This window comes from Acinetobacter sp. YWS30-1, from assembly GCF_033558715.1.
Taxonomy (GTDB): domain Bacteria; phylum Pseudomonadota; class Gammaproteobacteria; order Pseudomonadales; family Moraxellaceae; genus Acinetobacter.
Genome location: NZ_CP114606.1, coordinates 1549629 through 1561899, shown reverse-complemented (window position 1 = coordinate 1561899; position 12271 = coordinate 1549629). Strand labels below are relative to the sequence as shown.

Below are 12271 nucleotides of genomic sequence, written 5' to 3'. Positions count from 1 at the left end.
ATAAGAGGACTAGAGCCATCAGTTGAGTTACCACACAAAACTTAAAACTCTAGTCCCGATGTTTAATAGTACCGAATTATTTTGCGTAATTGATGATTTCTTTCTTAAATTTGAAGCAACCTACTGGAATTTCCTTAAACAAAGTCGTCGTTTCTCCAGAGTCCGAACCGCTCACTTGAGTATCTCAGAAATCACTTTTATCGCGATCTGGTATAAATATTCTCATTTCACTAATTTCAAAGCATTTTTCACATGGTTGAAACAGGATAAAAATCATTTATTTAAAAGCTTACCCTGTTACCAACGGATGATTCATCTGATTAATAGACATCAATTAGCTCTACACGCTTTACATGTGGCGCTAATGAAAGGCCAAGGTACACAATATTTATGGATTGATTCAACAACTCTGCCAGTTTGTAAAAATCAACGTATTCAACGCCATAAATCATTAGTCCAAATTGCATCACGTGGTAGAAGCTCAATGGGCTGGTTTTATGGCTGTAAATTACATATTGTGATGAATCAATTTGGTGAAATTGCTTGTTCTGCTTTATCCAATGGACATTTGGCTGATATCAAAATGGTTGAGAGACTCGTTAAAGAGATGGAAGCAAAGTTGTATGGAGATCGTGGCTATATTAGTCAAGAACTGAAGAGTAGGTTGAAAGAGCAAGGTATTGATTTAATTACCTATCATCGAAAAAATATGCAGGCTATACAACTTTCTGAGTCAGATAAATATCACTTAAAACAGCGCAATAAGATAGAGACTTTATTCAGTTTATTGAAAGGTCAGTACAATTTAGTGACAAGCAAAGCACGTAGTGTTCATGGATTTCTAGGAGGGATTTACGCGTCCTTGTGTGCATATCAACTGATCCATAAAAATAAGCCAACAATTCAAATTATGAAGTCATCGGCTTAAGCAGGATTCGGGTTATTTAATTTAAAAATAAGATTTCTATTTTTTATTGGTCCGACTCTTTTTGCAGATGAATACTTTTCAGACCATCATTTACTTTATTGAGTAAATGAATCAGGGTAATCACATCATCAAAAGCCAGTTTATTTAAGGCCTGTCCATAAAATTCAAAAAAATCATTCTGCAGACCATCCCAGGTCTGAAAACCTTCAGTGGTAAGCGCAACAATTTTGGCACGTCGATCCTGTTCATTGATAACACGCTCTACCAGTCCATCACGTTCCAGTCGTTTTAAGACGGCATCCAGATTTTGTCGGCTTACACCCAGATATTCGGTCAGATCTGAAAAAGACATACCAGATTTAACTTTAGGACGAGACAGGGCACCCAGCACAGCCCAATGCACAGGAGATATTTTTAGCTCATTTAAGCACTTTCGATCCAGACTGTTTCCCACCTGAAACAGACGGAAAAACAGCCGGTTATGAGCGGAATATAAGGATTGATCATATTTTTTTGACAAAGTATCACTCACTATATGCAACATCCTCAAAACTGAAATAGCCAAACGGAGCAAAGTATAACCTATCGCTTTTTCGCATAAATCAGTTTCTTTTATAATTTGTTTTAAAAATCATAGTGTTTTAGCAGAAATCTGCACCTTTAAATTCTGTACTAAGCAGTTGAATAATTCAAAATATCTCTCTTGATATTCACGGTCTCAGTTCGTTCCCTAGCTGAATATCAAGGCAGCCATCTAGCAATCTAAAGAAATAAAACATCCTTCATGAAACAGAAATAGCTTAGTTATAAGCTGGGACTAGATATGAGTTACTCTAAAGACAAAAGTCAATATAGGTCAATACATTGAATAAATAAAATTATTAACTAATTGTTATTTAAATATTTATAAAAATATAAATATTATTTTATGTAAATATATTGACATAAATTCAATCTCTTTCTATTTTAGATAAAACACACCGAATTAGAACAACAGCTGATTAAATTCGACAACAAATAGCGTAGGGATAAAGCAATGAAAGGATTAAGAGACAAGGTCATGATTGTGACAGGCGGTGCAGGCGGAATTGGTTCCGCAACCTGCCGACGTCTGGCTGAAGAAGGTGCAAAAGTTGCCATTTTTGATATGAATCTGGAAGCTGCCGAGAAGCTGGCAAATGAAATTAATCAATACGGTCAGGCGTTAGCAATTCAGTGTGATATTACCCAAAGTGACGTCGTTGAACAGGCAGTCCAAAAAACGGAGGCCGAACTGGGCCCGATCGATGGACTGGTGAATAATGCCGGATGGGACATTTTCAAACCTTTCATCAAAAGTACGCCTGATGAATGGCAAAAACTCATCCAGATCAATCTGGTTGGTATGCTGAATATGCACTTTGCTGTGCTGAAAGGCATGGTCGAGCGTAATGCTGGCAGCATCGTTAATATTGCCTCAGATGCAGCTCGTGTTGGTTCTTCAGGCGAAGCAGTTTATGCAGCCTGTAAGGGAGGATTGCTATCTTTCTCCAAAACTCTGGCACGCGAACATTCACGCCATAACATCAAAATTAATGTGATTTGCCCAGGTCCAACAGACACCGCTTTACTTGCAGGCGTGACTGAAGGTGCGTCGAATCCGGAAAAATTACGTGAAGCCTTTGTTCGTGCCATTCCACTGGGCCGTTTGGGCCAACCGGATGATTTAGCCTCTGCGATTGCCTTTTTCTTGAGCGAAGATGCCAGCTTTATTACCGGACAGGTGCTTAGTGTCTCTGGTGGCCTGACCATGAACGGTTAAAGCATCAAATTAATCGACAATAAATTAGACAGATAAAACAGTACAGGACGTAATGAACATGAATTTTGAAGATATCTTATATGAAGTAAAAAACGGTGTAGCCTGGATCACGATTAACCGTCCAGAAAAAATGAATGCCTTTCGTGGTACGACCTGTGATGAACTGATCAAGGCTTTAAATAAGGCAGGCTATGACCGTAACGTTGGTGCGATTGTACTGGCTGGCGCGGGTGAAAAAGCCTTCTGTACCGGTGGTGATCAGTCTGCGCATGATGGAAATTATGACGGTCGCGGTACCATTGGTTTACCGATGGAAGAATTGCATACCGCCATTCGTGATGTCCCAAAACCGGTGATTGCGCGTGTACAAGGTTATGCAATTGGTGGTGGTAATGTACTGGCAACCATTTGTGATCTGACGATCTGCTCAGATAAAGCCATTTTCGGTCAGGTCGGACCAAAGATGGGATCTGTTGATCCTGGTTATGGCACGGCATTTTTAGCGCGTGTCGTGGGTGAGAAGAAAGCCCGTGAAATTTGGTATATGTGCCGTCGTTATTCTGGTAAGGAAGCGGTTGAAATTGGCTTGGCCAATAAATGTGTGCCGGCAGATCAACTTGATGCAGAAGTTCAGGCATGGGGCGAAGAAATCTGTCAGCGTAGTCCGACCGCAATCGCGATTGCCAAACGCAGTTTCAATATGGATACCGCACATCAGGCAGGGATCGCTGGCATGGGCATGTATGCGCTAAAACTTTATTACGATACCGAAGAGTCTCGTGAAGGCGTCAATGCACTGAAAGAAAAACGTCAGCCTGAATTCCGTAAATATGCCAAATAAGGAGACTGATCAATGAAAAAGAATCCTTATATCACCGAAGATCTAGAATTTTTAGCTGAAACGGCAGAAAAGTTTGCCCAGAAATATGTGGCTCCGGGATTTCTGGAGCGCGACCAAAGCCGAGTCTTTGATCGTGATCTGGTGAAAAAGATGGGTGAAATGGGCTTTATTGCACCAGAACTGCCGGAACAATACGGCGGTCAGGGCATGGGCCGACTGGCGGCAGGGATTATCCATGAAGCCATTGCCAAAGCAGACTTAAGTTTTTCCTATATCAACTTGCTGGCTTCTTTAAATGGTCAGATTCTGGCAGAACATGGACAGCCTGAAGTGGTGGAGCCATGGTTAAAAAAACTGACCGCTGGTGAAGCGATTTTCTCAATTGCGCTGACCGAACCGCGTGGTGGTTCAGATGCTGCCAACTTACGTTTAAAGATTGAACGTGATGGCGATGAATATGTCATTAACGGTGAAAAGACTTCGATTTCAGCAGCCGATCAGGCAGATGCTTCAGTGGTTTTCGGCCGCACTGGTTCAAATGAAAGTGGCGCACATGGCGTAACCGCCTTACTGGTACCAATGAATTTACCAGGCATTAGCACGACACGTTTTGATTGTCATGGCCAGCGTGCGATTGGTCGCGGTTCGATCTTCTTTGATAATGTTCGTGTACCAGTAAATCACCGTTTAGGCGATGAAAACAAAGGTTTCGTTCAGGTCATGCAAGGCTTTGATTTCTCGCGTGCCCTGATTGGTTTGCAAGTTTTGGCGGTTGCACGCGTCAGTCTGGATGAGGCATGGGAATATGCTGCACAACGTGAAGCTTTTGGTCAGCCACTTACTGCTTTCCAGGGTGTTTCTCATCCGTTAGCAGAATATGAAACTCAGGTGGAAGCTGCACGATTACTGTGCCTGCAAACCTTATGGCTTAAAGACAATCATCTGCCACATACCTCTGAAGCTGGCATGTGTAAATGGTGGGGGCCGAAACTGGCCTATGATGTGATTCATCAATGCCTGTTGACTTTCGGTCATGCCGGTTATGACCGTGGTGTGATGGAACAGCGCATGCGTGATGTACTGGGCTTCCAGATTGGTGATGGCACAGCACAGATCATGAAAACAATTATCGCTCGGCATAAGGCAGGACGTAAGGCTGTACCAGCTTAAGGAAAATACGCCCCAGCCTGAATAAGACTATTATAAAAAATGAGGAGTAAGCGAATGGATTTCGATGCGGTTCTAATCCCGACAAGAAAAGAGGCCATGCTCAAACAGGGACACTGGCTCAATCAAACAATTCTCGATTTTTTACGCAGTGCGGTAGAAAAAAATCCGGACAAAACAGCTTTAGTGAGTTTTAAGATCGAGAATCAAACTGAACAGACCTTCAGCTACCAGCAGATTTGGGACATGACCAACAAAATTGCGCTGGGCTTGAAACAGTTGGGTGTTGAGAAAAATGATGTGGTGTCTTGCCAGTTGCCGAACTGGTGGGAATTTACCTTGCTGTATCTGGCTTGTAGTCGTATTGGCGCTGTATTGAATCCACTCATGCCGATATTTCGTGAGCGTGAACTGGAATTCATGCTTAAACATGGCGAATCTAAAGTTTTTGTTGTGCCTAAAACTTTCCGCAATTTTAGCCATGAACAGTTGGCCAATCAGCTACATAGCAAGCTGGAAACCCTGCAACATGTCGTCGTAGTAAATGGTGAAGGCGAAAATAATTTTGATTGCCTGTTAGTGAATCATGGTCTGGAACAGAATGCTGCAGCCATTGCTGAACTAGATAGGCTGGAATCTGGCCCGGATGATATTACCCAATTGATCTTTACTTCAGGCACCACGGGTGAACCGAAAGGCGTGATGCATACCGCCAATACCTTATTTTCCAATATTGTGCCTTATGCAGAGCGACTGCATTTAGCTGAAAATGATGTGGTGCTCATGGCATCACCGATGGCGCACCAGACCGGTTTTATGTATGGTCTGATGATGCCAATTCAGCTCAATACCAAAGTGGTATTACAGGATGTTTGGGATGTCTCCAAAGCCGTGGATCTGATTCATCAGCATCAGGTGAATTTCACCATGGCTTCAACACCATTCCTGAATGACCTGTCCAATACTGTGGCTGAACAGCATGACAAAGTCGACTCACTGAAAATTTTCCTTTGTGCCGGTGCGCCAATTCCTGGACCACTGGTACAAAAAGCCCGGGAAATTTTAGGGGTTAAAGTGATTTCAGCTTGGGGGATGACCGAATGTGGTGCGGTCACTACTACCTGTCCAGAAGATGACGATGAACGTTCTTTTAATACTGATGGTATTGCCTTACCGGGTGTAGACGTCAAAATTGTCGATAAAACAGGGAAGACCAAGCCGGTAAATGAGTCTGGTCGTTTGATGATTCGTGCTTGTTCTGGATTCGGTGGCTACCTCAAACGGGCTCATTTAAATGATACCGATGCAGATGGCTGGTTTGATACGGGCGATATCGCCTATCAGGATGAAAAAGGTTATATTCGGATTTGTGGCCGTAAAAAGGATGTAATCATTCGTGGCGGTGAAAATATTCCGGTCGCAGAAATTGAATCACTTTTATATAAACATCCCAATGTGGCGGTGGTCGCTTTAGTGGCTTATGCAGATGAACGGCTGGGTGAGCGTGCCTGTGCGATTATCAAGTTGAAAGATCCGACACAGTCTTTAAGTTTTAATGAGCTGGTGGATTTCCTGAAAACCCATAATCTGGCAGTGCAATATATTCCAGAACGTTTGGAAATTTGGGATGAGATTCCGATGACACCATCTGGGAAAATCCAGAAATTTAAACTCAGAGAGTTACTGGCCCAGCATATTGCATCAACAGCAGCAGTAGCGAATTAGAATCTCGGTATAAAACTAATAAAAACCCTGATGTGACATGACATCAGGGTTTTTAACCAGCAAATAAGTAACTGGCCTACAATGACTTTTATCTGGATAAAATCTTATTTTAATAACTTTAATAGGGCCTCAGCCGTTGCAGCAGAAGATGCCGGATTTTGTCCGGTAATTACCAGGCCATCTTGCTGTACATACACCTGCCAGTCCTCAGCCTTGGAATACTGTCCGCCTTTTTCTTTCAGTGTATCTTCAACTAAAAAAGGCACAATATCAGTCAGGCCAACACCATCTTCTTCAGTGTTACTAAAGCCAGTCACTGATTTACCTTCGACGATAGGTCGGCCTTCTGCATTCTTAACATCGCGAAGTACACCCGGTGCATGACAGACAAGTGCCACAGGTTTATTGGCCTGTAGAGTCTGTTCAATTAAGGAAATAGAATTCTGGTCATTGGCTAGGTCCCATAACGGTCCATGACCGCCCGGATAAAAGACCGCATCAAAATCCTGATTTAGTACTTCACTTAATTTATGTGTATTGGCAAGAGCCTGCATGGCCACTTCATCTGCTTCAAAACGTTTGGTAGTTTCGGTTTGCGCATCAGGTTCATTACTTTTTGGATCAAGCGGTGGTTGGCCACCCACGGGAGAAGCCAAAGTTACGTCTGCGCCTGCGTCAATAAAAGTGTAATAAGGCGCAGCGAGTTCTTCGAGCCAGAATCCGGTTTTTTTACCCGTTTCGCCAAGTTGATCATGGGAGGTTAATACAATCAGAATTTTCATATTTTTCCTTAAAATTATCTTGAATGATTTGATGAAACAGTAGAAACAGACGGAAGAATCTGAATATCTAACGCCATCAGACTTTTTCGATTGTTTAAAAATAAAAAGAATAAAATCTGGATAGTTGAAATGATGCTAAATCAATAGCATCACTTTCCTTGAACTTTGGATAGCTCAGTTTTTCTTTTTCTTGCCACCGCCGTCCTGCTTATTCACAGTCGACCAGGCAATACGCTCTGCTTCGTCTTCAGAGCGACCACGATCTTTTCACTGTCTTCAATATGCTTAGCTTGCCGTTTTTGCTTTTCGGTATAAGCTGATTTATCACCTCTAGGCATTTTACTATCCTCATCAGGTAGGGTCTGAAATCACTATAACAAGGGATGATTTTTATGCGGGTAATCATCTGTCAGGATTTGTTTAAATTGTTTTATAGCTACAAGATGGATTTTATAGATATCCATCAAATTCTTTTTTTTTAAAGATGTCTAAACTAAAACGTATTAAATATTTTAGAAGAAAGTAGATAACGGCTAGAAAGACCGCAATCTACTTTCAAACTTTGATTAGCCGTTAATAATACTGCCACCATTTACGTGAATGACCTGACCTGAAATATAGCTGGCTTCTTCACTGGCCAGAAATAAATAGGCAGGAGCGACCTCACTCGGTTGTCCCATACGTCCCATTGGTGTCTGTTTACCAAAATCTTCCAGTTGTTCTTCATCAAAGCTACTTGGAATGAGTGGTGTCCAGATTGGGCCTGGTGCAACACCATTCACACGAATTCCGGTTTTATTCTTCGCCAGATTGGTAGATAAGCTGCGGGTGAATGAAGTAATTGCGCCTTTGGTACTCGAATAGTCTATCAGCGTGTCATGTCCATGATAGCTGGTGATACTGGTCGTATTAATAATACTGTCACCTGCCTGCATATGCGGAAGCACCGCCTGAGTCAGATGGAACATGGACAGGATATTGACATTAAAGGTCTTGAATAACTGGTCTGGAGAAATATCAGTAATACTGTCCTGCGGATACTGTACACCTGCATTATTTACCAGAATATTAATGGTTTTAAATTCCTGAAGGGTCTGCTCAACCATTTTTTTGATTTCATCAGGATGCTGTAAATCACATTGAATCAACAGGCAACGGCGTCCTTCTGCTTCAACCATTTTTTTGGTATCAAGCGCATCTCGGTCTTCATCCAGATAGCAAATGGCAATATCGGCACCTTCGCGGGCAAATAAGACTGATACAGAGCGACCGATCCCGCTGTCACCACCTGTAATGAGTGCTACTTTACCTTTTAATTTATCGCTACCTTTATAATTTTCTTTAATGACTTCCGGGATAGGATCCATTTTAGTCTGGCCACCCGGTTGATGGGCTTGGGTTTCAGTTGAAGCTGGAGTTTCAGGATAGTTATTCATATTCTTTCCTTGATTGCTCTTGATGAAAAAATATATTAGGAGCTTTTAGTTGGGATTAAATTAGACTCAACATTTCATAACAGAACCTGTGCAAGATTTAGCATTTATACATTTAGCTTAAATTGACACTTTAAAACTGTATGTTTGAGCTATTTAAAGTCGACTTCTAGAATGAAATATCGGGTTTCTTTTTAAGAAAAAGAGCGATAAGCAGGAACATACCTTCAGTAGATTGCAGCAGAGTTAAGTCGATTTAGGAACCAATCTGCAAAATAAAACCAATAACTTATTTACAACCAAATAAATCTAAAATATACAGCTAGATAAGCTACAAGTATTTCTTTACAACTGCGCTTTTAACCAGAATGGAGAAGCACATTGCGCGCTATCCGCTATAAATATATTGTCCTGATCCTTTTAATTTTGCTCGTTGCATTTGGTGTATTTCGCTGGTGGCAAGGGCCACAAGTCACAGGTTATACCTTAGAGCCGATGCCGCTGGTGCAATCAGTGGTTGCCACCGGGCAGGTCATCACCGTTTCACGTGCTCAAGTCGGTAGTGAAGTAACCGGCGTGGTACTAGAACGTCGGGTCAAGGAAGGCGATCGGGTCAAACCGGGCGATTTGCTAGTTGTACTTAAATCGGATGAACTGGCAGCCCAAGTTCGTCAGGCAGAAGTCGCATTGAATGAACTGGCAACCAATCGCCGTCCACAAGCCTCAGCAGAGTTAGCTTCAGCAAAAGCTCAGCTGGAACAGGCCAGCCGTGAAGCGACGCGTCGTCGCAATGCCGAAGCAGGCATCCTTTCGGCAGAAGAAATTGAACAGGCTGTAGAGGCAGAAAGGGTAGCACGTAATAATTATGAAACTGTGCGTTTAAAAGCAGCTGCACTGGCACCGGGTCAGGTAGAAGAGGCCTCATTGCGTGAGCAGCTTTCGGTGGCACAGGCTCAACTGGCTAAAACTAAAATCCGGGCAACTGTTGCTGGAACGGTGCTGACCCGTGATGTTGAGCCTGGCGATCTGGTTCAGCCAGGACGTACCTTATTTACCATTGCAATGGATGGCAATACCGAAATCCGTGTACCACTGGATGAACGTAATCTGTCACGACTGGCGTTGTCCCAGAAAGCGGCTGCAATTGCCGATGCTTACCCGGATAAACCTTTCCCAGCCCGGATTAATTTTATTGCACCGAGTATCGATCCTCAACGCGGCACGGTAGAAGTGCGTCTATCGGTTGATCCGGTACCTGATTTCCTGCGTCAGGATATGACGGTATCGGTTAATGTCGAGACAGGTCGCCGTGATCGTACCTTAGCGATTCCGAATGATGCGCTAGGGAAAGTACAGGGCGATCAGGCCACCGTATTACTGGTACGTGATAGCAAAATCCAGCGACAAAAAGTGAAACTGGGTCTGCGCGGACTTGCCATGTCTGAAGTGATTTCCGGTTTAAAAGTGGGTGACCAGGTACTGTCAGATGCAACTTCAACTTTAAAAGATGGCACACGAGTTCGATTTAAGCCCGAAGAAATCAACTATGCCGACCAGAACAATGATGTCAGCAATAAAAACGAATTACCGGTGAAATTCGAGTGAAAAAATTACTAGGGCGTCTCTGGATCGAATGGAAGATCGCAATCAGTTTTTTGCGAGAAGGCCGAATGCAGTCTCTGATGATTACAGTGGGTGTTGCTGTAGGGGTGTCTGTGATTGTTTTTATCTCGGCACTGATACAGGGCTTGCAGTCTAATATCATCGAAAGGACTTTAGGGACACAGGCACATATCCGTTTATTGTCTCCCGATGAAGTGAACCAAGTTATACCCGCACCCGCAGGCACTGTGCAGCTGGTTCTAGAAGATAAACGGGCCCAAAGACTACGCTCTATCAATAATTGGCAAGAGGTCGTGACGACCTTGGATCAGGTGCCTTTATTGACAGCTGTTTCTCCAGTAGTTTCTGGACCTGCATTCGCACAGCGTGGTGAAGCTCAGGAATCGGTTGCGCTGGTGGGCATGGATCCAGAACGTTATCAGAAAATAATTCCACTCAAAGAATATATGATCAGTGGGCAGTTACGTGTCGGTGCAGATGATGTAATGATTGGCAGTCAGCTGGCTAAAGATCTGGGTGTACAGGTGGGTAGCAAGCTACGATTAGATACTGGGCAGGATAACAGTACTGTCGTAAATATTGCCGGGATTTTTGAACTCGGAGTACGTGAGCTGGATTCGCGCTATGTCTATATGGATTTAAAGCAGGCGCAGTCCTTACTCAGCCTGCCAGGTGGGATCACCGTAATCGACCTGACGGTAGAAGATATTTTTGAAGCAGAAAATATTGCAACGCAGGTCGGGCGTTTGACATCCTTACAGGCAGAAAGCTGGATTAAAACCAATGGTCAGTTAATGAATGCCATCTCAGCGCAAAGCCTTTCCACCAATATGATTATTATTTTTGTGGCCATATCCGTTGCTTTTGGTATTGCTAGCGTCTTGTCAGTCAGTGTCGTACAACGGACTCGTGAAATTGGCATTTTAAGGGCGACAGGGGCTACACAAAGACAAATCCTGCGCGTTTTCCTGTTTCAGGGCGCAATTTTTGGCTTGTTGGGGTCTATTATCGGCAGTGCAGTCAGTTATTTACTGGTCTGGATCTTTAATGAATTTGGCCCAGGCCTGTTCTATATTCCAATTTCAATCAATCTGCTATTGCTGGCTTTATTGCTGGCCACATTGACTGGTGTAGTGGCAGCGGCTATACCATCCCGTCGTGCTGCGGCACTTGATCCTGTGGAGGCGATTCGTCATGTCTGATTCATCGAATGAGGTTCTGCGGCTGGAAGCACTACGTAAATCCTATAATATTGGTCAGCCCAATGAGGTTGAAGTTCTGCATGGCATTGATTTGTGTATTGAACGTAATGACTTTGCAGCACTAATTGGTCCTTCAGGCTCGGGGAAAAGTACTTTATTGAATATTCTGGGTCTATTGGACCAGCCAACTAGCGGTGAACTATATCTGCTTGGTCAACCCACCAGCCGTATGGATGACGCTGCACGTACCGCATTACGCGGCAGCAGTATTGGATTTGTATTTCAGTTTCATCATCTGATTCAAGCTTTTAATGCATTAGACAATGTCCTAATGCCGTTAATGATGGCACATGGTAAACCGGATCAAAAAGCTCTAGACCGCGCTCATGAACTTCTGGCTGCAGTCGGGCTGGAAAAGTATGCACATCGAAAACCGAATGAGCTTTCCGGCGGGCAACAACAGCGTGTTGCAATTGCTCGGGCACTGATTACAGAACCCGCCTTGTTACTGGCCGATGAACCGACCGGGAACCTGGATACCCAGACCGCGTCTGAAGTTTTTGAACTGTTTCGTAAAGTAAATAAGGAACAGGGCTGTGCCATTTTGCTGGTGACTCATGATCCGCGCTTGTCTGTTAGTTGTGATCGCACCATCAAGTTAGTTGACGGCCTGATTCAAAGTGATACCAGAACAGCTCCAGCAGATATTCCTGAAAATACTTAATTTTTAAATATTTTAAGAATTTGTATTCTCCAATTATGGATAAAT

The 12271-nt window shown here is 43.3% G+C and carries 11 protein-coding genes and 1 pseudogene; 8 read left to right on the top strand and 4 right to left on the bottom strand.

The features are described 5' to 3' along the window. The first annotated feature begins 58 nt into the window (after nt 1-58). Entirely contained in the window at nt 59-928 is an 870-nt protein-coding gene (locus O4M77_RS07330; RefSeq protein WP_323714093.1) for an IS982 family transposase, read from the top strand. Nucleotides 929-971: 43 nt separating this feature from the next. On the opposite strand, the gene O4M77_RS07325 is transcribed toward O4M77_RS07330, so the two are convergent. Then, complete coding sequence (locus tag O4M77_RS07325) at nt 972-1460, bottom strand: MarR family winged helix-turn-helix transcriptional regulator (RefSeq protein WP_302700614.1); 489 nt, start codon at nt 1458-1460, stop codon at nt 972-974. Nucleotides 1461-1964: 504 nt separating this feature from the next. On the opposite strand from O4M77_RS07325, the gene O4M77_RS07320 reads away from it, so the two are divergent. Genes O4M77_RS07320 through aliA form a run of 4 tightly spaced genes read left to right on the top strand, consistent with a single transcriptional unit; the run spans nt 1965 to nt 6462 of the window. Then, nucleotides 1965-2729, top strand: a complete 765-nt coding sequence (locus O4M77_RS07320) for a glucose 1-dehydrogenase (RefSeq protein ID WP_302700615.1) — start codon at nt 1965-1967, stop codon at nt 2727-2729. 58 nt (nt 2730-2787) lie between these two features. Further along, nucleotides 2788-3570 (top strand): 2-ketocyclohexanecarboxyl-CoA hydrolase, encoded by a 783-nt coding sequence (badI, locus tag O4M77_RS07315; protein WP_262737504.1) that lies wholly within the window; start codon nt 2788-2790, stop codon nt 3568-3570. A 12-nt stretch (nt 3571-3582) separates the two neighbouring features. Beyond that, a complete protein-coding gene (gene aliB, locus O4M77_RS07310) occupies nt 3583-4740 on the top strand; it encodes a cyclohexanecarboxyl-CoA dehydrogenase (RefSeq protein ID WP_034706207.1) in 1158 nt (385 codons plus the stop codon). A gap of 54 nt (nt 4741-4794) precedes the next feature. Beyond that, the gene (aliA, locus tag O4M77_RS07305) at nt 4795-6462 is read left to right on the top strand and encodes a cyclohexanecarboxylate-CoA ligase (RefSeq protein WP_323713255.1); all 1668 of its coding nucleotides are present in this window, start codon (nt 4795-4797) and stop codon (nt 6460-6462) included. A 104-nt stretch (nt 6463-6566) separates the two neighbouring features. On the opposite strand, the gene O4M77_RS07300 is transcribed toward aliA, so the two are convergent. From O4M77_RS07300 to O4M77_RS07290, 3 genes and pseudogenes are all read right to left on the bottom strand, one after another. Further along, nucleotides 6567-7244: a type 1 glutamine amidotransferase domain-containing protein gene (locus O4M77_RS07300; RefSeq protein ID WP_323713254.1), complete on the bottom strand. Its 678-nt coding sequence runs from the start codon at nt 7242-7244 to the stop codon at nt 6567-6569. Between the two features lie 174 nt (nt 7245-7418). Further along, nucleotides 7419-7582 (bottom strand): annotated as a pseudogene (locus O4M77_RS07295) (hypothetical protein). A 228-nt stretch (nt 7583-7810) separates the two neighbouring features. Continuing rightward, the gene (locus tag O4M77_RS07290; protein ID WP_323713253.1) at nt 7811-8680 is read right to left on the bottom strand and encodes an SDR family oxidoreductase; all 870 of its coding nucleotides are present in this window, start codon (nt 8678-8680) and stop codon (nt 7811-7813) included. A 378-nt stretch (nt 8681-9058) separates the two neighbouring features. On the opposite strand from O4M77_RS07290, the gene O4M77_RS07285 reads away from it, so the two are divergent. Genes O4M77_RS07285 through O4M77_RS07275 form a run of 3 tightly spaced genes read left to right on the top strand, consistent with a single transcriptional unit; the run spans nt 9059 to nt 12226 of the window. Further along, a complete protein-coding gene (locus O4M77_RS07285; protein ID WP_323713252.1) occupies nt 9059-10282 on the top strand; it encodes an efflux RND transporter periplasmic adaptor subunit in 1224 nt (407 codons plus the stop codon). Further along, nucleotides 10279-11502, top strand: a complete 1224-nt coding sequence (locus O4M77_RS07280; protein WP_323713251.1) for an ABC transporter permease — start codon at nt 10279-10281, stop codon at nt 11500-11502. Before O4M77_RS07285 ends, O4M77_RS07280 begins: the two co-directional genes overlap by 4 nt. Then, complete coding sequence (locus O4M77_RS07275; RefSeq protein WP_125279884.1) at nt 11495-12226, top strand: ABC transporter ATP-binding protein; 732 nt, start codon at nt 11495-11497, stop codon at nt 12224-12226. Before O4M77_RS07280 ends, O4M77_RS07275 begins: the two co-directional genes overlap by 8 nt. Nucleotides 12227-12271: the final 45 nt, after the last annotated feature.